We start from the raw sequence: 24,724 nt of genomic DNA on the forward strand, positions 1-24,724 counted from the left end.
ACCTAATCACCTCCTTATTGAGCTACCATCAGATCAGCTCGTCGTAGATCTCTTTCATTTCTGCAAGCGCTGCAGGGACACGCTCACCGAACCAGGCAACATCTTGCATATCAAGCAAGATATTCGGATACATCCGCGAGAGCGTAGATACCAGAATACCGTGCTCAGCAAGCTTGCTATTTAACAAAATATCAAAAGACATCAATTCAAACGTATAATCAGCCGTATCCGTAAGCGGCTCCGTGCAGCAGTGATAAGAAGCACAGCCAGACGGCCCTTGAACAATTAAAGGCAGACCTACCTTCACTGCTTCCTGGCAGAGTATGTCATGCATCATCTCAGCGTGGCGGTTCATGCTGTGCATCGCCTGTCCTCCATTGCGTCCCAACATTTCCAGCGTAGCTTTTACAGCAGCTGTACCTAATGGATAGCCATTAAACGTACCCGCATGAATTACTTTTTTGTCTACAAGCAACTTCATGATATCCGCTCGGCCAACCAGGGCTGACACTGGAACTCCGCCACCCGCGATTGCCTTCCCAAGTGTAGTCAGATCAGGCGTTACACCGAATAACTGTTGGGCACCACCGAGACCCATACGGAATCCTGTTATAATCTCATCAAAAATGAGCACGACCTGGTACTGATCACATAACTGTCTCACTTTTTGCAGATAACTTGGAGCAGGCATGACTCCGCCTCCATTTACACAAACCGGCTCCATGATTACTGCTGCAATGTCGTCTCCATGCTGGCGAAATAGTTCCTCCAGACGGGGTGCGTCATTCCATGGCAGGAGGTAGGATTGAGATTCCATGGCATCCCTTGCCCTCCCCTTTGTTCCTTTCATGTCACCAGGATAGTCTGAAGGCACAGGCAGACCTGTACGTGCAGTCTTGCCACCCATAATATTGTCCGCATTGCCATGATAATGGCCTTCAAAACGTACAAAGCGATTTTTACCTGTCCACGCCCGGGCAAGACGAAGTGCATTCTGGACAATCTCCGTGCCTGATAACCCAAAACGAATCATCTCTGCTGAAGGTACATATTGATGGATCAGTTCCAGAGCCTCTGCATCCAGATCGCAATGACTTACGGAAAGAACACGGTCAATGGTATCCTTCAGACACTCGTTATACTCCTCGTTGCCGTGGCCAACGATGAGGGCACCAAAGCGGGCATATAGATCCAAATACTCGTTGCCGTTCATGTCCGTCACTCTGCTTCGGGAAGCATGCTTGAAATGGAGCGGTGTCTCTTCCCAAGGAAGGTGAAAATTATAGTGCACACCTCCAGGCAGCCATTGTTTCACCCGCTGATTGTACTGCATCATCTCCGTGATCATCCCTTATCGCCTCCCCCACTTGTCTGGTTTACTGCTTCATATCGCTCCAGTAACCTGGACCGATCTTGCGGATCATCCAGCGAATAGGCTGCAGGCAAGGTGTTATTCTCAGCCAGCATATTTCTTACGCTCTGGCCTGGACCGATATCGATCCATACCGTCGCTCCCAGATTTTGAACACGTGCCAATGCCTGATTCCAGCGAATGGGTTGCAAAAGCTGTTTGCTCAGCAACTTAGGAATGTCCTCGGCTCCGCGAATGAACTCACCATGTACTGTTGAGCAGATGGGAAACACCGGTGCAGAGAAGGAAATCCCTGCAAGCATCTCTTCAAGCTCAGGCTGAATGAACTGCATCAACTCGCTATGATAAGGTGCATCTGCCTTCATTGGCATCATGCGAAAAGGAATGAATTCCCCACCGTAGCCATCCACCTGATCATCCAGCAGTTGAAGCCCCTTCGCAGTACCTGCGACGACAAACTGTCCCGGTGAATTATAACCGGAGATCGTCACATACTCGTTCTGACGAATATTCTCGACTAATTCTTCAAGCGCTGCTTGGGTTACATCAACGACAATACCCGCTCTTCCTTTTTGCTCCTGAATGGAGCGATGCATCAACGCACCACGCTGAGCTGTAAAACGGATCCCATCAGCAAATCGCAATGCTCCCGCCGCTACTAAAGCCGAAATCTCCCCCAAACTGTGACCTACTGCATAATCTGGAGTCATTCCAGTCCGGCGAACAAATGAGTCAAATAAAACGTAGCTTGCCGTCAGTACAGCAGGCTGAGCATATTCAGAGACCGTCAATTGATCCAGGGTCCCTTCCATAACCAGTGCCTTCAAATCAAATCCGATCACCTCGCTCGCTTCCGCAAAGATCTGATTCGCCTCCGGCTCACTGTCCAACAACTCGCTGCACATTCCGATATACTGGCTTCCCTGCCCGGGAAATAGCGCACAGAACGTCATACGCTACCGCCACGCTTGTAATAGGCTTTTAATCCGTAATGCGAGATCATCTCCTGCTGCATCTGAGAGGAACCTTCAATAATCTCCAGAATTTTGGCTTCCTTATACAGCCTGGCAACAGGATATTGGTTACTAATTCCGTTCGCACCATGAACCTGTAGCGCATCACTTGCAACTTCAACAGCAACTTTGGACGTAAAATATTTGGCGATCGTTGTCTCCATGGCGGCCTGCGGGTCCTTGGCTTCTCTCAGCTCGGCTGCCCGTAAACATAATGCTCGTGCTGCATGGACTTTTGTCACCGCATCTCCAATCATGCCGCGAATCAGCTGAAAATGACTCAGCTTCTGATCAAATTGCTTCCGCTTCCTTGAGTAAGTCACCATGGCATCCAGCGCTTCCTGCGCAATCGCCAGCCCTGCCCAGGCAATGCTATATCTGCCCTGGTCCAGCGCCCCGGTTACGATGTACTCAAAACCTTCATTCAGACGTCCAATAATGTGATTCTTTGGTACACGCACCTCATGGAGATCAATCTCAGCTATACCTGTCTCTCCCGCAACCATGACACCTTCGATAGGTTGGGTCTGTACCCCCTCAAACTGGCGTTCGACCCAAAAAGCAGTGCTTCGTCCCTGATTCGAGGCAATAATGATAAATACATCTGCCAGATGTCCAAACGTGATCCACTTCTTTTTTCCATTCAAAACATAACAGTCCGATTCTTCTCTCCACTCGGTCTTTACACTTTTGGCATCTGAACCAACTTCCGGTTCAGTCAGGCCAAAGGCAGCAATCCATTCTCCCTTCACCAACTTGGGCAGCCAGGACGATTTTTGCTCAGGCGTTCCGAAACGTACCAAAGTTTCACTTACAAGTGAAGTATGTACCGTTAACAAGCTGCGAACGGCTGGAAGAGCCTTGCCAAATACTTCAGTCAACAGCCCGTACGCCTTAGGACCGAGACCCATGCCGCCATATTCAGCCGGGATCGAGGCAGCCAAGTAACCTTTTTCAGCCATGGCACGGATCAATGTTCTGGGAATGGCTTGCTGCTCTTGAATCTGTTGAGCATAAGGACGAATTTCACGGGCAGCAAACAATTCAGCTTCATGAATGATCTCTTGCTCTACATCCGCTTCAATCATTCGGCAACCCCCTCTTGAAGAAGAGATTCATTAAGATAAGCGGCGAACTCGGCAATTGTTTTGTATTCAAACAACGCAACCGGACTGATGTCAACTTGAAGATGTTTACGTGCACGGTTAATGATCTTGAGCGCCTGCACAGATGAGACACCAATTTTCAAAAAATTCATCTCTTCATCGATGTCCTCTGGCTCCTGATTCAACGCTGCAGCAATCTCGCTTTTGATAAAAAGCTCAATTTCTTCTTTTGTCATATCATGACCTCCGTTCCCTGATTCACATCTATCCAATGTACATACGGCTCGAATGGATGTGCTGGCAGATGTACAATCTGGCCAGAGCCATTCGGGTGTAACTGTTCCCAATCCAGCGCAGCACCACGTACATAAAGCTGTCCCAGCAATAAAGCAAGCTGATCCTCCATGGTAAGTGTCGGCTCGGCAGACAGGCGGATGAAGCTCTCCTTGCCACTGTATTCGAGCTGCTGCACTGTCTGATCTGCAGCAATTATAATTACAATGTCGGCGTTTGCCATCTTGCCAGGTGTGTCTTGCAGACTGTCTAACGTCACTCTGTTGTACACTGGAATGGATTGGCTTGCATGAGCGCTGTGATGTTCCTCGCCATCCAGATGTAAACTGGATACAAGTTCCTCTCCTGTAGCTATTCCTCGAATCTCTTGAATGGAAGGGACCAGACGTACAAGTGTCTCAAGCAAAGTCACCCAGTAGTTCAAGGTTGATACGGTATCTTCATTAGAATCGTCTGGCCTGATTACCTTACGAGCTTGAGCCTCATCTTCTCCGCGAATCTCATGCCCCCCAACCACAATATTGACACGAGCAGCTCGGTTTCTAAGCTTGAAGCCAAATTCCATCTCTTCGATGTTCCACTCTCCGGTTGAGCTGACAGCTACTGCTGCACGATACCGATAATGTTTTCTATATCTGTTCCGGGTAAAACAAAGATCCTCTAGTGCCAGGTCCGCATGTTTCTTCACATATTGCTCCGTGTTATCAATCAGCTTTTTTAAAGCCTGTTCTGATTTCGCAGAGAACGTTAACAATTGGCCGCGTGCCGAGGCAGCTGCACGGACAGGGGCTTTCCATTCTTCCAGCACAATGTGGGCATTCGTACCTCCCAGGCCAAATGAACTGATGCCTGCCTTCCGTGTTTTTCCTTCAGGTACATCCCACGTTTTATGCTCGCTAACGATATGGAACGGCGATTGCTCCAGTCGGAGGGCCGGATTCGGATTATCCATATGCAGACTTGGTGCCAGTTCCCCATGTTGCATACTGAGAAGAACCTTGGCAAGACTGGCTCCACTGGAGGCTGCAAATAAATGACCAATATTGGTTTTGACTGAACCTAATCCAATCGAATTATCGCTTGTATATCCCTTTTCCCGGAACAGTCGGAGCAAGGCATTCACCTCAATTGGATCTCCAATCCTTGTCCCCGATCCATGTGCTTCAATATAAGAAATCTCGCTCGGGTTTAGGTTGGCGTCGCGATAAGCGGCACGGAGTACCTCATATTGCCCCTGAGGGTTGGGTGCCATAATGCCCAGGGAATATCCGTCGTTATTCACCGCTGTCCCGCGAATCACACCATAAACATGTTTATTGTTGCGAATTGCCTCTGTTAGCGGCTCCAGATATACAACAACAGCACCTTCTCCCAAGACTGAACCATCTGCTTCCCGGTCAAATACCTTCGTATGTTGAGTGGAAGAACAGATTCCAGCATTGCGTGATAGTTGATGAACATGCGGTGTAGCCAAAATGTTCGCTCCACCTACAACTGCCCCAGAGATACGCTTGTCCTGAATGGCCGCCACAGCTTGTGTCAGTGCTACCAGAAAAGAAGAACATGCTGTATCTATGGACAGTGCCGGGCCTGTAAAATTGTACATGTGTGAAATGGAGGCCGCTGCAATATTGGACATATTGCCTACCATAGCGTGAGAATGAACAGCCTTTCCAAGACTCCGGTTCATATAATCAATAACCAGATCGAAGTATGTGCTTGGGTTAATCCCTACATACACACCCACATCACGCTTATCCTCATGGTCCACGAGCATACCCGCATCCTCCAGCGCCTCATGAGCAACTTCCAGCAGCTTGCGATGCTGCGGATCCATAAATGCAGCTTGTTCAGACGGGATTTCAAAGAACTCATGATCAAACGTATCCGGTTGCTTCAGTTCCCCAATCCAGTCATCCCAACCGGGTTGCTTGGAACGTGTTGCACGCTCTAAACTAACCCGGTCAACACTATCTAACCCGTTAACCAGATTGCCCCAGAACTGCTCTTGGGTGTCGGCATCAGGCAGACGTAGAGACAGTCCGGTAATAGCAATAGCACGTTGTACATTCAGGTGATTATCTGTTGTTTCAGCTTGTTCAGAGTCCTTCGTTTCTGCTGGAAGTTCCTGCAGATATTCCACCATCTCACGTACTGTACTACAAAAAACAAGTAGTTCTTGTCCTAATTCACGTCCCATATGTGCAGACAGCTTGTCAAGTAATTGATAGGAGAGAATGGAATTGCCTCCAAGTGCAAGAAAAGAAGTATCCATCTCAATCTTTCCTGCGGGCAATTGAAGAATTTCGGCCCAGGCTTTACGTACGGTATATTCCAAAGACGATGTGGAAACCGTCTCGTGTCCTTGCTGTTGTGTGTTTTCGCGAATCAGCTCTTCAATGGCCTCGATGTCCTTGGTAAATACTCCACGCTCATATTCGTTTCTCAGCATGAAGCGCTGAACCTTGCCACTCGTCGTTTTGGGAATAACCTTGATTGGGAGAACATGGGTGATCTCAATACCCAATCCAGCCCTCATACGTTGGATCAGATCCTGTCGTATCTCCAGAAACTGTGGAGCGCTCGATTTGTATTTAACAAATACAAGCAGCTCCTCTACTTGTTTGAGGCTGTTAAAGTGCCCGACTACCGTCAGATTCCCTCTCGGAATGCTGCTATTCTGGTACAAAATTTCTTCAAGATCATGCGCATAATGGTTCTGTCCCCGAATAAACACAATGTCCTTGATTCGTCCGCTTACAACTAGGGAGCCGTCAGCCATATAACCCAAGTCTCCAGTGCGAAGCCACCCATCCACATACATTTCACGATTGATCTCCGGGAGACTGTAATATCCGGAGGTTACCGATTCCCCACGGATCTGGATTTCGCCAACAACCCGTTCATCCAGCACTTCCCCCTGTTCATCCGCAATCCGGATCTGAATCCCTGTCATGGGATATCCTTCATGAACAAATTCGATCACATCCGAAGTATGGCTATCACTGCTAGGCAGCTGTACTGGCACAGCCAGTCCTTCCTGCACCAGCCGCGAACGCGAAATACGTTCAATTCGCGGCTCTTCCCCCAGTCTGGAGGTACATACACCTACTGTCGCTTCTGCCATGCCATACGCAGGAAACATCATATTGGAACGATAGCCACAAGAGCTGAATTTTTTGACAAATCGCTCGATAACAGACGTTGATATAGGCTCTGCACCATTCAAGGTCATACGCAGTGAAGACAGATCAAGCGTTGAGAGCTTGGAATCCGGGATCTTCTGAACCATCCATTCGAAACCGAAATTGGTACAGCAAAACCATTTTCCCTGATGCTCCGTAATCTTGCGCAAGAACAGATAAGGCGACCGTACGAAGGTATAAGGTGACATCACCATGATGTTGGCTCCACTCAGGACGGGTGTCAGATGCTGTCCAAATATCCCCATATCATGCGTATGCGGCAACCAGGTAAACACATTATCTCCTTCTTCAGCTCCAAGAAAAGTCTTGCATGCAATACTGTTGGCGATAATATTGTGATTTGTTAACTGCACACCTTTGGGAATTCCCGTGCTTCCTGATGAGAATTGCAGGAACACAATGTCATCAGGAGAGGTTGGGCATAGATCAGCCATCTGCTGGCCTGCTTGAAGCTGGTTCACGCTAATCAACATAAGACCTTTGAATACCGGACTTTCCGCAAGCTGTTTATACTTGGGCATGTAGGCTTCCTCGACGATAACGACTGGACGCCCGAGTACCTCCCACACTTTCGTGAATTTTTCCAGACCGGCTGAGCCTGGTTCCCAGGCAGCCGGAGGACTGACCGGGGCGACAATAATGCCCCCCAGCATACAAGCCCAAAATGTACGGTAAAATTCCTGTGACTGGTCAATTTCCAAAATAACAACCTGTCCTTGTTGAATGCCTTGCTCCTGAAGAGACTGCAGGTACTTGCGCGCCTGCATCAGTAATTCAGGATATGATTCAAACTGTTCGTCACCTGAAGAGCTGATATAGGTCATTCCCTTTTCTGGATGAGTATCTGCAATGTAGATTAGCATCTCAGCCACTGTTGAATAATGTTCTGGCACAATCAGCTCGGGTCCTCGCTGTATGGATTTACTGGACATGTTGCACCTCCATTGCCTCATTGTGAACTACCACTCTCACATCGCTACCAAGCTTGTCATCAATCAGCTGTTTCATACGTTTGATGTCCAGACCAGCCTGACAGGCCAGATGTACGTACAGACACTCTTCGTCGTAGCGAATAACCCATTCGAATTGGGCGAGTCCCGAATTCGAATCTTGGTCATCCGACGACTGAGACAACATTGAGATCGCTTCGCTGCTGGAGATGAAGCCTTGATAATTAAACAGAATCATCTGACGCGGCTCCTGTTCTGCTTGCCTGTAGGCAGTTCCCAATTGTTCCTGTATGCCATCATATTGTGCCGAGAGGGAAGAATCATGTGTAATTGCCATAAAGTTAATGCTGTGTCGCTTCGTAAATTCCAGACGTTCCAACAGATCTTCCTGTGTGAATTCACTGTCTACCAGCACTGGAATCAGATCAAGGAATTCTCCCACATAATCATAGTAGGATTCTTCGCCATACTCCCTTCCGTAATGCACCAGGGCTATTGGCAATTGGCTTATGTTCAGATAAGCCGCAATGATGTTGGAAAAATTTTCAAAGCATGTCCACCAAACATCTGCAGGCTCCTTCCCTGCAAGGGACAACTCAACAGTCATCGCTGAAGGCGACAATATTTCTGTTTCCTTCAACTTGTTCATGACGATGGTGTTACATCTATTCCATGCCTGAAGCGAAAATTGTTTCTCCATTTCATCTTCTGATACCCCTATGGGGCCTTGAGACAGAAAATTTACATAATCCTCATAATTTCGTACTTGGTACAGAAGATCACTCTCGATCTCTATACCTTGCGGTCTATATAATGCCTTCGATTCAAGTTGCTGCTTGATGATCTGGGCACTCATACCATCAAACGCAAGGTGATCAAAACTCCAAATCAGCTTATGCTCTGTGGCTCCTGTACGCAAAATACACAGACGCCAAGGTAGTTCCTTCAACGTATACGTTTTGTGTAACAGAGACTGAACCAGTTTGTACTCCAACTGCTCAATCGTAGCCAAAGCATAATGACGAATATCAAGATATGGGATAAGCTGTTGCAGCATGTCCGCCGCTAACGACATATCACATGGATGCCAATACAATTGTTCTTCCTCATATATCATGCTGTGCAGCAACTGATGCCGGGATATAACCCCAAGAATCAGGTGTTTTACAGCTTGTTCATTCAATTCGCCTTCCAGGGTTGTTGTAAATCCGCTTGCTCGTGAAGTCGTAGAAGCATGTGCTTGTTGAATTGGAGATAGTGGGAATTGACCCATAGGGGTCATGCCCGCCATAAAAGATGAAACCTGATTGCAGCTGTTTAAGACATGCAGGACCAGGCTGTCCAGTTGTTTCTCATGAAGTGTTATGTCCTGTGGTATGACTATCGGGGACTGAATATGCAGGCTATCTTCGGACCAAACTGACGCCGGAGGATTAATATCTACCAATTTGGCAAGTCCTCTAACTGTCGGATATTGGAATAATTCGTTCACATTGATGGCAATTCCTTCTTTTGCCAAAATTTGAGTGAATGCAATCGCTTTGAGCGAATGCCCCCCATTTTGAAAGAAGTGATCTTCCACACCAATGCCTGGATTACCCAGGATCTGTCGCATGGCGGCAAGAATGACACGCTCTGTTTTTGCCCGAGGTGAACTCACCTCCAGAGACCTTTGCTGCTCTTCAACCAAATGCTCGGACAATGCCCTTCGGTCCACTTTGCCATTGGCATTAATCGGAAGATGATCCATTCGAATAATTCGTGCAGGCACCATGTACTCTGGCAGCTGCTGGTGAAGTTCTCTTCGAATATACTCAGCATCTGCTCCAGTATCGGTTGTATAAAAAGCGGCAATGTATAGACTTCCTGATGGTTCTGTAACTGTCATGACAAAGGCATCACGAACACCCGAAAGACGCTCCATGCAATTGCCTATCTCCGATAACTCAATGCGGAAACCTCTGATTTTGACCTGGAAATCCGAACGTTCAATAAAAATCAGACTGCCATCAGCCAGACGTTTGACGATGTCACCTGTCCGATACATTCGTTCTCCCTTGCGGAAGGGATCATCAAGAAAGTGTTTTCGCGTAAGATCCTCACGGTTAAGATATCCAATACCCACCGCATCCCCACTGATATACAGTTCACCTGGAACGTTGGGTGGCACAGGCTTCAGCTCATCATCCAGAACATACAAAGCTGTGTTAGACAGGGGGTAACCTATGGGCAGTGAGCCAGTATAAGGCTCTGTTTGCTGTAATAAGTGGTAGGAGGCAAAAAAGGTTGCTTCCGTTGGCCCATATCCATTTAACAGCCTGCCCGGCCCCACGCATGCAAGCGCTTTGTTGGCATGACTCACCGATGCAGCTTCACCACCAAACATCACTCTACGCACATTCTTCAAGCATTCAGCATCCCAATCCACCAGCATATTAAACAAGGATGTCGGAATATAAAATACTGAAATCCGTTGCTGTTGGATGACATCCGCCAAACGAGCCATATCCAAAATGGTCTCTTTTGAGATTAATACAAGAGTAGCGCCATTTATTAATGAAGCAAAAATATCGAAAATGGAACCGTCAAACGCATAGTTAGAAATTTGCAGGATACGATCCTCTGGCACAACGGTGACAAAATTGCTATTTTTCATAACTTTGGTCACATTGCGATGACTCATCACAGTCCCTTTTGGGGTTCCTGTTGACCCTGATGTATAAATGATATAAGCCGGGTCAAGAGCGGTCTTGTTCATATGTTCAACAGGCTCCTGGATGTCTCCTGAATCAAATGCTGCCAGTTCATCTGCCGGCACGATACAAGGAACTACAGATTGCCACGTGGAGGCATACGCCGCTTCAGTCAATAACACAGCCGCATCGCAATCTTGCAAAATAAATTCAATTCTCGATGGCGGCGAAGCCGGGTCAATCGGAACATAACTGCAACCCACTTGGAGTGTAGCAAGAATACTGATCATCTGGATCGGTCCACGGTCCAGAATGAGAGCAATACTAGAGCCTGATTTCACCCCTTGTCCAAGCAACCTGAACGCCAGCCACTGAACACGGTCATACAGATCCGCATAGCTCCATTCACCGCCTTCCCAGACCAATGCTGTCTTCTGTGCATGCACATGAACTTGTTCCTCGAATAATTGGGAAATGGTCGCATCTCGCGGATACTGGGCAGCATTATCGTTGACTCCGTACAGCAGCCATTCCTCTTCCTCCGGTGTAGTGAGCTTAATCTGACCAATTCGTTCATTATCCCCTGCTGTGATCTGAGACAGGATATACCGGAATTTATCCAGCATCAGTTCCATGGACTCCGCTTTAAACAAATCTGAGCGATAGTCAAGTTCAACCGTGTAACATTGTTTATGTTCGACCAGTGTCCAAGTCAGATCAAATTTGGCATCCACCTTACCTTCGACCCATGGTTCAAGCATCAGTTCCCCGGCTTCAGGATCATCGGTTCCCATATTAATGTAATTTAGCACCACATCAAATAGGGGGTTGCGGCTTAAATCACCGAATAGACCAAGTTGTTCCACCAGTGCTTCATAAGGATATTGTTGATGCTCATAACAGGATAACAGCTTGCCTCGCATCTCATTCAAATACGCCTCTGTGGAGCATTCTCTGTCCATGCTGGTGCGAATGGCAAGCATGTTCACGAACATACCCATAACGTTATTGAGTTCTGGCTTCTCACGCCCCGCAACCGCTGTACCAACGACCAAGTCGTCTTGACCCGTATACTTCCAGATTAATAGATTCAAAGTTGCCATAAACAACATATAGGGTGTAAGCCCTTGTTGAGTACAGAAGTCATTGACCTGTGTGCTTAACGACTCACCAAGTTCAATGGAACGTCTGTCTCCGCTGTAGGATGACGCGCCATGTCTTGGGAAGTCTGTAAGCAATTCAACCGGTGCAGGCATGTCCTCGAATTCCCGTATCCAAAACTCGGCGTCTTCAACAGATTGTCCATGTGACGCAGCTTCATCACGCCATTCCGCATAATCCTTATACTGAATATCAAGAGATTGCAATGTTTCTCCTCTGTACATGCGAGCAAAATCCTGCATCAGGATAGCAATGGAACTCTGATCCGAAATGATATGATGCATGTCGATGAATAAGATGTGTTCCTCTTGAGAAAGGCGAATGAGCTTAACACGAACCAATGGTGCGCTGGTCAGATCAAAAGGCTTGATCCATTCCATGACCTGCTCTAACCCTGCCGTTTCTAATTCCAGCAATTCCACCACGCTTGGAACCTGATCCTCGACAACCTGGAAGAGCTCACCGTGAATCATTTCAAATCTGGTACGGAATGCTTCATGTCTCTCTACCAGTGCATCCATTATTAATCTGAATTGGGTAGGGTCAAGTTTTCCCCTTACCCTATAGGAACTGGCGAGATTGTACGCCGTACTCTCACCTTTCATCCACTCATGCACCACATACATTCTTCGCTGTGCAGAAGTGGTCTTGTATTTCTCTTTCTTAGTAACAGGCAAGATTGGGTTCACTGAATCAGAGTCACTTGTAACCTGATGTTCAGCAATCCATTGAACCATGTGTTCAAACACAGAATAATCAAAAACCTCTTCCAGCCCCAAAATCAGTCCAAACATTTCTTTAATCCTCGACGCCAAGGAAATCGCTTTTAATGAATGACCCCCAAGCTCAAAGAAATCATCTTCAAGGCCGACTGCTCCATTACCAAGCAACTCCTGCCACAATTGCGATAATACATGCCTTATCTCATCATCAGTCCGTTGAACCCTGACTTTCCCAGATGGAGATTGGTCTAATGCTGCGATAGAACCCGCTGCAACCTGTGACATACCTGCAAGCTGATACAACGCAACATCATGTTGATGAACAATAGGATCAAAGGAATACGTCGGCAGGGAGATTTTATGCCTACGCCCCGTTCCGTTTAACTGTTCCCAATCCAGCTCCATGCCAGAGCACCAGCACAAAGCAAGTACTTTCATTAAATACACGTCTGCCTCAAGCAAGCTCTGACGATCTCCAGTAAGAGCAATGATGTTTGGCTCTGAAAATGAATCCGGGGCTATTTGTTCTGTATCCTGCAGCTGATTCGAAACGATCCACAGCGTATGCCCAGCAGATTCAGAAAGCGTCTTGCGATTTAGCAGCGTAAACAGGAAATTTGGAGATAACAGTGGTGCAATACTCGACGCATGGTCTGTTACAGTTGCATCTGTCATCCTTCCTGTCAAAGCATCTGACAATGCTCCTTCTTCTAGTGACCAATGCTCCAGATTGTATAAAAGCCCCACGGCATGTACTGGATCAAGTGCATCACTAATAACCAACCCCACCAGTTCGCCAACGCCTTGTCCACAGACAGCATCCGGCTTGATACCAAGCTGCATCACGGTTTTATAAAGAGCATATTGCACAACAAAGCACTGCATGCGCTCAAGCCTTGAATCGATTAACGATCGCCCTATGCCTTGGCGGATGGCATACTGTTCCTTGGACTCAAAGAGGTTCAGTATCTCTTCAAAGTGCTGTTTGAATATCTCTGAGACCTGGCTGCGATACACAGAAGCATATAGTTCCCGAATCTTGCGCGCTTCCCAACTTGCATTTCCGCTGAGATAAAACATGACCTTAGGCTTCCCATTCATCACACTTGCCTGTGTCTCAAACTCTACAGACTGCTCGCTTGGCGGAATATAACCGTCTACAACGATTAGCGCTTTACGATGAACGAATCTGCTTCTTCCCTTCTGTAGCGTCCACGCAGCATTGGGCAACTGCTCCGGCAATGCATGGATTGCCTGTAGAACCGAATCATACGTGCGTTCCAGCGCAGATTCACTTTTGGCCGAGAAGGGCAGCAGAAGCAATGATTCATAATTGGCTTGGCTCTCTTGGACGGGCGGCTGCTCCAGAATGACGTGAGCATTGGTCCCCCCGATCCCAAACGAACTGACACCTGCTCGCAGGATACGCTTCGCGTCTTCTAATGGCTGTGGCTCCTTGTTGATATAGAAGGGACTATGCTCCAGCTCCAACATCGGATTCGTCCGATTCATGTGAATCTGTGGCGGCACCACCCGGTGATAAAGCGTCAGTACGGTTTTAATAAAACCGGCGACACCTGCTGCCGCATCAAGATGCCCAATATTGGCTTTCACAGAACCTAGAGCACAATAATTTCTACGATCTGTTCCCCATGACTGCCTGAGCGCTTCAATTTCAATCGGGTCCCCCAGTTTGGTTCCTGTTCCATGCGCCTCCAGATAGGAGATCTCTTTTGGAGACACTCCCGAACGATGCAGGGCTGATTGAATAACCTTGACCTGCCCGGCCACACTTGGTGCCGTATATCCAATTTTGTCCATGCCATCATTATTAATCGCTGAACCTTTAATGACTGCATAGATATGATCTCCATCTCTCTGCGCGTCGCGGAGTGACTTGAGCACAACCATTCCGCATCCATTACCAGACACAGTACCAGATGCCTGCTCATCAAACGGTCTGCAATGACCATCTTTTGAATAAATCATGCCTTCATGCCAGTGATAACCTTCTTTGAGCGGATAGGAGATAGAGACACCTCCCGCAAGTGCCACATCACACTCTCCCCGAATCAATGATTCAGCAGCTTGGTGGATAGCGACCAAAGAAGTTGAACATGCGGTCTGTACGGCCATACTCGGCCCTCTCAGATTTAATTTGTGAGATACTCGGGTTGTAATATAGTCCTTTTCATTTAAAGTCATGGCTTCAAAAGCCTGTAACAAATTACCGGAACGACCCAGAAATTGCACCATCCATGGTAAGCTCAGTCCACTTCCGGCAAACAATCCTATAGATCCCTCATAACTGTAAGGATCACACCCGGCATGCTCAAGCGCCTCCCATGAGCACTGATGCAGCAGCCGGATTTGCGGATCCATCATGTTGGATTCCTGATGCGGATATTCGAAAAATCCGGAGTCAAAATACTCAGTGTCTTGCAGTACACCTTTGGCCCGTACATAATCGGGATGTTTGAAGTCTTCCGGTCGTACACCCGAAGCGGTTAGATCCTCCTCATTCAGACGGGTGATACCGTCCTTACCTGCCATTAGGTTATCCCAGAACTCCTCGATATTTCTTGAACCGGGAAAATGCCCTGCCATACCAATGACTGCGATATCCGAGGAAGAAGAAATTCTGCTACTGTGTTCTGAAGCAAACGGGATACTCTGTTCCGGTCTGCCCTGATCTGGTCTTCTCTGTTCCACTTTGCTGTGTTCAACTGTGCTCATTACATACTCTTTTGGAGCTGTTGTCGGCTCCGGGTCCGTAACAGAATATCCAGCCGAAGCGATATGTCCGCTCTCCTCTTGTACCTGTTGTGTAACTGTCGGCAGCATCTGCTCAGCCACCAGATGATTGACCAGTGCTGCAATGGAGGAATGCTCAAACAATTGCACCAGCGGAACGCTTTTATCCAGATAGGCATTCAGCCGATTATTGATCAGAATAAGCCCCAGCGAGTTGCCTCCGATGTCAAAAAAGTGATCATGGATATTAACCGTATCCAGATTCAATATTTCCTTCCACGTTGCAATGAGCATCTGCTCCAGATCAACTTTTGCCCGCTCCATTCCTTGAATCGATGAGCCATAAACCAGAGCCGGGTTATCCCTCTTTCCCGGCTCAAAATCAGCCAGACGAAGGGCATTGCGATTCAGTTTGCCATTAGGCAGCACAGGCAGATTTTCCAGACGAATCAAGCGAGAAGGCATCATGTACTGTGGAAGCCGCTGCTTTAACCAGGTCCGAAGCTGTACGTCTTCATCTTCCATAACGGAAGGCCCACTCCCAGGCTTCAGACTGTAGAAAAGGATTAATTGCAATGAATGTGGCTCGGCCCCTTCTACCTTAACGACAGCTTCTCTTACACGTTCATAATTCATCGCTGCCTGCTCAATCTCATTCAGTTCAATCCGGTAGCCACGAATCTTCACCTGCTGATCCAACCGTCCCATTAACTCAACATCCCCATCCGGCAGTATACGGGCCAGATCGCCAGTTCGGTATAAACGGCCTCCCAAAACATTGGGGTTTGCAATGAATCGGGCATCGGTCTCAGCAGCGTTGTGCAGATAACCGCGGGATAATCCTTTTCCTGCAATGCACAGCTCTCCATAACTTCCAGGTGGCAGTATTTCACCTTCATCATTCAGAATATAAATCTCTGTATTGGTAATGGGCTTGCCAATCGTAATCGCAGCTGTGTCATTCAATTCTTTGGTCGTTGACCAGATCGTAGTTTCCGTTGGTCCATACATGTTAAAGACTCGAGCGGGCGTAAGCCGCTTCAGATCGGTGAGGAGTCCCACAGGGACATTTTCCCCTCCGGTAAGAACACACCGCAGATTGCCCAACGCATGAGCGAATTCTGGATTTTCGACAAATGCCTTAATACGTGAGACCGTGCTAAGAATGTGTGTAACACCATGTTCACGTATTCGACGTGAAGCAAGAGCCGGGTCAAGCTGCTCCTGCTCATTGGCCAGATACAACGAATATCCGGTGCATAATGGTGCCCACACTTCAAATCCGAAAATATCAAAAGATATGGTCGTTACACTGATGATGCGATCTGTCTCATGTGCAAAAATATGTCGGTGCCTAATGTCCTCAACAAAATTGACCATCGCCTCATGAGTAATCATCACCCCTTTGGGACGCCCCGTCGATCCTGAGGTGAAAATCACACAGGACAGGTCCAAAGACAGGAGGCTTACGTCCGGGTTAACGGATGAGCGCACATCCTGGGCAGTTGGATCATACACAAATCGCTCTCCGCTAAAAGTCACTGTGCCTTCTGCATCAGGCGTACACAGCAATACGTTCATTCGGCTGTCTTCAATCATATTCACGATGCGCTGTGGCGGAAAAGCAGGGTCCAGAGGCACATAAGCCGCCCCAGCTTTCAGCACCGCCAATAGCATAATGATCAACGATTCATCTCGTCTGGATAATATGCCTATAGGTTCATCCCGGCGCACACCTTGATCAATCAGCTTCCAAGCCAGCGTATTAGCTTTTTCATTAAGCTCCCTGTAGGTAAAAGAGGCTCCGGATGATACAAGGAGAGCTTTCTTGTCTGGCGTGTGTTCTGCCTGTAGCTCGAACAGCCGATGCAGACCTACCCTAGGATTGTAATCCAGACGTGGACCAGCAAGACGATGGACTGGGTGCTCATGAGAACGTTCGTTTCTCTCAAACAGTTCACTCACAGACAGGTCAGGCTGTTTTACAACCTCTTGGCAGAGTCCGATAAACTCCTGCATCATACCTTCAACTGTGTCCCGGCCGAACAGATCGAGCGAGTATTCGATATATCCTTCAATCACCTGCTTCTCCCTGTTTTCTTGACAGGTCATTAACAGATCATAAGTAGACGTACCCGTCTCCACCGGAAAAGAACTGAATTGCAAACCATGAAGTTCAAGTCCATGCATATCCATGTTCTGATAATCAAAACAAACATCAAATACCGGATTTCGGTTCAACTCACGTGTCACGCCCAGTTGTGCCACAAGCTCATTAAACGGATATTCCTGATATGCAAAAGCATCCAGTGTATGTTGTTTAAGTTCGCGTAAAAAATCAGTATACGTACGATCAAACGTTGGAAAATTCCGCATCGCAATCATATTGACAAACATGCCTACCGTCTCTTTCCACTCCTCTTGCATCCTTCCTGCAACAGGCGTTCCTACCACAATGTCCTGCTGACCTGAGCGGTGTGCAAGAAGAAGATTCCACACACTTAGCATTACCATATACATGGATGCTTCCGATGAGGAAGCCAGCTCATGCAAGTGTTGTGTCAACGAACGATTCAACGTGAAATGGAGACGTCCCCCTTGCATGGATCGCTGTGATGGACGCTCATGGTCAAGTGGAAGCTCCAGCACAGGTAAAGAAGGGCCAAGATGGTCCAGCCAGTACGTTTGATGTGAAATGTATTCCTGTGAAGCGAGACGTTGCTGCTGCCATACCGCGTAATCTTTGTACTGCAATCGGACTGCATGCTCTTTGCCAAAATATAAATCATTGAAGTCACGAGTAATGATTTCGACAGATGTACCATCCGCGATAATATGGTGAATATCAAAGAATAACAGATGCTTGCGCTCGCCTATTTTAATCAGTTCAACCCGCATAAGCGGAGCACTCCCCAGATCAAAAGGACGAATCAATGTCTCGATTATCGCAGGCAACTCTTGGTCATCTGCCACATGCTGCTCTGCATAGCCCATACTTAAGCGAACCGAAGGTTGGATGATCTGAACGATCTGACTACCCCGTATCTCAAACGATGTTCTGAGCGCCTCATGATGTTGCATCAACTTCTGCAAAGCAGCCTCAACTCTTATACGGTCCAATTCACCTTCAATAATGGTTGCAGACGGTAGGTTGTATGCCGTATTGCCTGGATCAAGCATCGCTTGTGTGAACATACGCATCTGTGCAGAAGAGATTGGATAAGCATCCATAGTGGGTGCAGATTGAATGGTCTGTTGGTCCACTTTTGGTTTCGCCATGACATAGAGATGCTCCGCCAGTTGAATAGGCGTTGAATGATTGAAAACATCAGCTACCTCAGGCTGAATTCCTAAATGAGATCGGATCCATGCAGACAAGCTGACTGCTTTGAGAGAATCTCCTCCAACCGCAAAGAAATTAACCTCTTCATCTAGATCATCGATGCCAAAAATCGTTCGATATGCGTCCAGGACAATCTGTTTCAGTTGGTCTGAACCACCAGTATAAACTGTCCCTTTTATTAGAGTAGAGCCACTTCCCTTACCCTGATCTGCATGCTGCCTATCATCCCCGGTACCCATTCCTTCCACTGCTGATGAGCCAGAAAGAGAAACACTGACAGGATAGGATTGTTTGTTGAAAACATAAGTAGGCAGAGAGCATTTGCGTCGTACCTTCTGCCCTTTGAGCACCTTCCAGTCCGGTTCAATGCCTTCGCACCATAACTCCGCAAGTCTGCGGTTCACATAGATACTGTCCTGCTCCGTCTCCCTTACGTGACGTAGCATATTCAGTACCGTCTGGGAATCTCTTGATAGACTGTGCTGTCTGGCAAAGGAGCTTAGCGTTCGTCCTGCACCTACTTCAATTAATACAGCCCGTTCATCCTTTAACACTTCAGCCAGGTTTGATTCAAACAACACCGGCTGTAAAATATGACGAGACCAATAGTCAGGTTGTGTGATTTCATCTCCAAGCGCCCATGTTCCACTGGTGTTGGACAGTAATGGGATCTGTGGCGTATGAAGTGAATGCTCTGCTAGATAACGTCTAAATTCCTCAGCGGCCTGATTCATCATTGGCGTATGGAATGCATGGGAAGTCTTCACATGAATGCACTTCCAGCCCAGTCCTTCAGCCTTGGCTTCCATCCGTGAAATGGCTTCAGCTGTCCCACCAATCACACTGGAACCTGTAGTATTCACCAGGGCAAGCCACATGTCTTCCTCCAGTTGTGACTTCACCTGCTGTGCATCCGCCATAATGGCAAGCATGACCCCGGGTTGTTGTTGCTGCATCAGACGTCCGCGAAGTCGAACTAACTTGACAGCATCTCCAAGTTCGAACACACCCGCTACCGCTGCGGCAGCCAACTCACCAATGCTGTGCCCGATCATGCCATCTGGCTTGATGCCCAGATCCAGCAGCGACTTGGCCAGCGCATAACTTGTCATGAACAGTGCGAATTGGCTGTACTCTGTCTGGTTTATTCGCTCAGGGTGCTGATTCCCGTATACAACGGACAGCATATCTTCTCGTTCTTCCGCAGGCAGAAGGTCCAATATTTCCTGAATATAACTTCTGAAGATTGGAGCTAGGCCTGCTTGCTCTGTAGATCTGTATAGTTCTGCACCCATTCCCTGATACTGACTGCCCTGTCCGGGGAACATAAAGTATACGGGACGAGTGCCTTGAGCCGAATGGTATACGCGTGCTTTCGCCAGCTGCTGTATCAGCTTGTCCGGATTATCTTTCCATGTCTTATCCAGAATGAGTGCCTTACGATACGCAAAAACAGATCTACCTGACTGCAAGGTCCACGCTGCGTTCGATACAGATTGATTCGGCTGCTGAGTCAGATGTTCCATAATCCGTTCAGCGGTGCGGTTCAGCGAGTACTCCGTTTTGGCGGAAAAAAGCAATATATTTACGTCATCATCCGGACTGCACTTCTCCATCTCGGGAGCCTCCTCCAATACCATGTGAGCATTCGTGCCCCCCACACCAAATGAATTGATTCCTGCGCGCATGACTCCAACTTTGCCCTGTTTCCAGTCCACCCCTTGTGCATTAACTTTAAAAGGCGTATTCAAAAAATCAATTTTGGGATTAGGCTGCTCATAATTCGCTGTTCCAGGGATATAACCTTGTCCAAGACTGAGCGCTACCTTGATTAAACCAACCACACCTGCGGCTGTATCCATATGTCCCACATTGCCTTTGACCGAACCCAGATAACAAAATTGCTTTTGGTCGGAAGCAAAGGCCCGAGTTAATGAGTTTACTTCAATTGGATCACCAAGCAACGTTCCCGTACCATGTGCTTCGATATAACTCACCGTTTCCGGGTCTACTCCGGCTACCTTATAAGCATCCTGAATGACTTCAGCCTGTCCGCTTACGCTTGGAGCAAGAAAACTGAGTTTCTCTTGTCCGTCATTGTTAATTGCTGAGCCTTTGATGACCCCGTAGATATGATCTCCATCCCTCAGAGCATCGGTTACCCGCTTCAGCACCACAATTCCCATACCATTGGAGAAGACGGTTCCACTGGCTGCCGCATCAAATGGACGACAGTGTCCATCTGTGGAGAACATCATGCCATCCTCAAATATGTAACCCCCTTCATTGGGCAACTCCACGGTGATCCCACCAGCCACGGCCACATCACATTCTCCAACGATCAAAGATTGACATGCCAGATGAGGTGTAACCAGTGAAGTAGAACATCCCGTCAGAGCGGTATAGGCCGGCCCTTTTAAGTTAAGCTTATAAGCCATTCGGGTAGCGAGAAAATGATTGGTGCTGAGCGTAAATGCTTCGTATTTACTGCTATAGTTAGCATCGTTAAAAAGCACTTGACGGTACCATTCGAAGTCATCGGACCCGCCAAGGAACACACCCACCTTACCCGCTTCATCCGGTCTGCAGCCTGCATCCTCCAGCGCTTCCCATATTCCCTGATACAAAAGTCTGAATTGGGGAGACATCATTTTGGCTTCACCGGGAGTATAGTCAAAGAACCCTGCGTCAAACTCATCAATGCCGTTGGCACGTCCTTTTGCCTTGACATAACGAGGTGAACGCAGCATCGCTTCTTCCACACCAAGCTCCCTCAATTCATCATCACTATAAAAGTGAATGCTTTCCCGCCGTTCAACAAGGTTACTCCAGAACTCCCTTATATCCTCAGCACCCGGCACATTCACCGCCATGCCCACAATTGCAATATCCTCACGCATAATGCCGTCTTTTCGTTGAAACAATTGTTCCCTTTCAGTCGGTATCTGGACTCCCTCATCTTTTGGTCCCAGCGCGGCAAATTGACGCAATGTCGGGCATTCGAAAAAACGAGGAACAGGGAACTCTACATCGGTATAATGCTTTAGTTTATTGTGAGCCTGAATGACAGAAAATGAATTTCCGCCCAATTCAAAGAAATGGTCATCGCGCCCTACTCTCTCAACTCCGAGCACTTCGGCCCACACTTCGGCTATAATCTTCTCAAGCTCAGAAGACGGGGCGGTATAGAACGTACTGGAAGCGTGAGCATGCGTGATATCTGCCATGAGTGCCTTCCGGTCAATCTTCCCACTGCTATTCAATGGAAATTCGGATTTATGTACAAAAACGGATGGTATCATATATGCCGGTAACAAACGAGACAGGTGCTCTCTCAATTCGACAGAAGGCAGCTCCTGCTCTGACAGATAGTAGGCATACAGCAAGCCGGACCTACCTTCAAATGATTTCATGACTACCACGGTCTGGATGACACCCGGATAGGATGACAGGGTATTCTCAATTTCGCCTGTCTCCAGTCTGGCTCCCTGAATTTTAACCTGAAAATCAATGCGTCCCAGATATTCGATCGTACCGCTTGGGAGTGAACGTACCAGATCCCCTGTGCGGTACATGTACCTGAAATGCTCTGCGTCCTGTCCTTCTTGAAAGAAAGGATTAGGGACAAACTTGTCTCGGGTCATCTGTTCCAGATTCAGATATCCACGTGCAAGCCCAACACCGCTGAGACAAAGCTCCCCTGGAATACCTAACGGCTGAAGCTCATCATGATTTTCGACGACATACCATCTGGACTCATTGAGCGGGTAGCCAATCGGTACATTGCCCAAGCCTTCGTAATGGCTTAACGGATAATGAGAAACCCATATGGTGCATTCGGTTGGACCATAAACATTTTCAAGACTTGCTCCAATGCCTAACCTGTTAAATTTCTCAATGATGTCTGGCGTGACTGCCTCTCCGCCAACAAACATCCATTTCAGCGTTTCCAATGCTGACAGATCGGAGCGAAGCTCCATTGTTTCGAGAAAAAGACGGAATAAAGTTGGAACAAAGTTGATGTGTGTCACCTTATGTGATGCCACCGTAGACACAATACGAGCAGGGTCTTTTTCTGCTCCAGGCTCAAGAATACTAAGTGCGCCTTCACCCATGAACCAGCCGAAAAGTTCCGTGGCGGATACATCAAAGGTATATGCCGTTTTCAGCAAGTAAACATCCTGCGCCTGCATTGGAAAACGACGCTCCAGATCAAGCAGTGTATTGACTACGCTATGATTTTCAACCATGACTCCTTTTGGCTTGCCTGTTGAGCCGGACGTGTACATGATATAGGCAAGGCTATGCGGATTCAGCGCCTCTTCGAGGTTTGAGACATCCCCCGTATAAGCCTGATCGCCCTCAACGTAGATGTACTGGACATCCAGAGTCTCGTCATCTTTTTCGGGTTGCATAGCCAGCACTATGGATATGTCTGCATCCGATATAATATAGGCCTTTCTGGACAAAGGGTAGGAAGGGTCTACAGGTACAAAAGCACATCCGGCTTTTAATACAGCCAATAGGGCAATGACCATATCCGAGGAACGTGGCATCTGCACGCCAACTGCTGCGTTATCACTTTTTTTACTCGCAACGATCTGCCTAGCCAATTGATTCGCTTTTGCGTTGACCTGCGCATAGGTCTGATGCTGCTTCCCTTCCATTAGAGCTACCCGCTCCGGGAAACGTGCTACTTTATCGTGAAATATATCCATAATATGTTGTGGAGTGTAGGGAAAATAAGAAGTTTGATTGAATCGGTACAGTAAGTTTTCTTTCTCATCTTGTATCAGGAGGCTGAACTCCCTGATTTTTTGCTCAGAATTGGTTACTAGTTGATTCAGCAAATATAGAAATCGTTGGCCCATTCGCTCCATTGAATCTTCACGGAACAAGCTCGGTTTATATTGCAGCTTCAACTGCGCACCTTGCGGTAAACGACTCAACACCACCATTAGATCTCCTGGGAACGTAACCTTATCCTGATCCAGAATACGAGTTCCGAGCATATCTTCCTCATAGGAATCATAAACAAAGGAGATATCAAACAACGATGGTGATCCGGGTTGAGCCTGTAACATACTGTCTCTGACAATGAGGTTATTGGGATATCCGATGTTCCTGTACGTATCCATCCAGGTTGTGGCTACTTGTTGCAGCAGAGGTTTTAGAGTTGATTCGAGGTCAATATGGAATCGCATAGGCAACATATGGACAAAACATCCAATCGTTTCTTCCAAGTCCATACCGGGACGATGAGAATATGGGGAGGCAAAGGTGATATCGTCTGTACCGACATATTTACTCATAAGAATGCCAAAGGCACCCATAAAGAACATAAAAACGGTTACTTCATTATCTTTGGACATCTGTGTAATATCAGCCATTAACGATTCCGAAATATCAAATCGCAGTTCATGACCAATCCCTTCTTGTACAGAACCTGCTGGAAAGTCGTGCTTTAGAGAAAGAGGTTCCACTCCCTTCATTTTGTTCAACCAGTATTCCCGCTCTTTGGAGTACTTGTTTTCGTGCAGTTTCTTGTTCTCTGCCTCAACATAAGAGATGAATCCTTCATCCAGCTTGACATCCACAGGCTGATCTTCAAGAAGACACGTATATGACTGGATAAGTTTGTTTTTCATCAGTTCAAGCGACAAGCCATCACATATTAAATGATGAATACATAAGGTCAGAATATATCGGCTTTTATCCATCTGAACAATCATTATACGGAACAGAGGACCTTTCTCCAGCTCAAAAGGTGTCCCGATGCATTCATCCACCAGTGCTTCTAACTGTTGTTCCTTTGGATTCTCCTGATTCTCGCTACTTAGGTCCCACAAGGCAAGTGAATAATCCATATCTTCATGAACGGATAACACGGGTACATCATTTTGAATCTCAATCCGAGTACGCAGCACCACTTGCTCATACATAAGCAATTCGATGGATTGGCGAAATATCTCCATTTGAAGATGATCAAATTGCATTGAAGCTGAGATGTTATACGAAGTGGGATCATTCACCTGACAATCAAAATAGATTCCCTTTTGTGTTTCGGAAAGTTCAACGGTTTTTTGTACCATCACGACCACACCTCATCG

The 24,724-nt window shown here is 47.3% G+C and carries 6 protein-coding genes; all 6 read right to left on the reverse strand.

Features of this window, described 5'->3' with window-relative positions:
• Positions 1 to 28: 28 nt before the first annotated feature.
• From MHI52_RS22145 to MHI52_RS22170, 6 genes are read right to left on the reverse strand one after another with little or no spacing between them, the layout of a single operon-like run.
• Positions 29 to 1,348 carry an aspartate aminotransferase family protein gene (locus tag MHI52_RS22145; RefSeq protein WP_253502102.1) on the reverse strand — a complete coding sequence of 440 codons (1,320 nt, stop codon included), beginning with the start codon at positions 1,346 to 1,348 and terminating at the stop codon, positions 29 to 31.
• Positions 1,345 to 2,325, reverse strand: coding sequence for an ACP S-malonyltransferase (locus MHI52_RS22150; protein WP_405157633.1), 981 nt, complete (start codon positions 2,323 to 2,325; stop codon positions 1,345 to 1,347). The genes MHI52_RS22145 and MHI52_RS22150 overlap by 4 nt, the downstream gene beginning before the upstream one ends.
• The gene (locus MHI52_RS22155; RefSeq protein ID WP_036615204.1) at positions 2,322 to 3,473 is read right to left on the reverse strand and encodes an acyl-CoA dehydrogenase family protein; all 1,152 of its coding nucleotides are present in this window, start codon (positions 3,471 to 3,473) and stop codon (positions 2,322 to 2,324) included. Before MHI52_RS22155 ends, MHI52_RS22150 begins: the two co-directional genes overlap by 4 nt.
• Positions 3,470 to 3,727, reverse strand: a complete 258-nt coding sequence (locus MHI52_RS22160) for an acyl carrier protein (protein WP_017687150.1) — start codon at positions 3,725 to 3,727, stop codon at positions 3,470 to 3,472. Before MHI52_RS22160 ends, MHI52_RS22155 begins: the two co-directional genes overlap by 4 nt.
• Positions 3,724 to 7,923, reverse strand: a complete 4,200-nt coding sequence (locus MHI52_RS22165; protein WP_405157634.1) for a beta-ketoacyl synthase N-terminal-like domain-containing protein — start codon at positions 7,921 to 7,923, stop codon at positions 3,724 to 3,726. The genes MHI52_RS22160 and MHI52_RS22165 overlap by 4 nt, the downstream gene beginning before the upstream one ends.
• Positions 7,913 to 24,706 (reverse strand): amino acid adenylation domain-containing protein, encoded by a 16,794-nt coding sequence (locus MHI52_RS22170; RefSeq protein WP_405159410.1) that lies wholly within the window; start codon positions 24,704 to 24,706, stop codon positions 7,913 to 7,915. Before MHI52_RS22170 ends, MHI52_RS22165 begins: the two co-directional genes overlap by 11 nt.
• Positions 24,707 to 24,724 lie beyond the last annotated feature (18 nt).

The organism is Paenibacillus sp. FSL H8-0283 (genome assembly GCF_045040675.1).
In the GTDB taxonomy this organism is placed as follows: Bacteria; Bacillota; Bacilli; order Paenibacillales; family Paenibacillaceae; genus Paenibacillus; species Paenibacillus amylolyticus.

What these genes read in the sequence shown, in the direction of transcription:
- MHI52_RS22145 (WP_253502102.1), bottom strand. Translation starts at nt 1,348, where the DNA reads ATGATCACGGAGATGATGCAGTACAATCAGCGGGTGAAACAATGGCTG.
- MHI52_RS22150 (WP_405157633.1), bottom strand. Translation starts at nt 2,325, where the DNA reads ATGACGTTCTGTGCGCTATTTCCCGGGCAGGGAAGCCAGTATATCGGA.
- MHI52_RS22155 (WP_036615204.1), bottom strand. Translation starts at nt 3,473, where the DNA reads ATGATTGAAGCGGATGTAGAGCAAGAGATCATTCATGAAGCTGAATTG.
- MHI52_RS22160 (WP_017687150.1), bottom strand. Translation starts at nt 3,727, where the DNA reads ATGACAAAAGAAGAAATTGAGCTTTTTATCAAAAGCGAGATTGCTGCA.
- MHI52_RS22165 (WP_405157634.1), bottom strand. Translation starts at nt 7,923, where the DNA reads ATGTCCAGTAAATCCATACAGCGAGGACCCGAGCTGATTGTGCCAGAA.
- MHI52_RS22170 (WP_405159410.1), bottom strand. Translation starts at nt 24,706, where the DNA reads ATGGTACAAAAAACCGTTGAACTTTCCGAAACACAAAAGGGAATCTAT.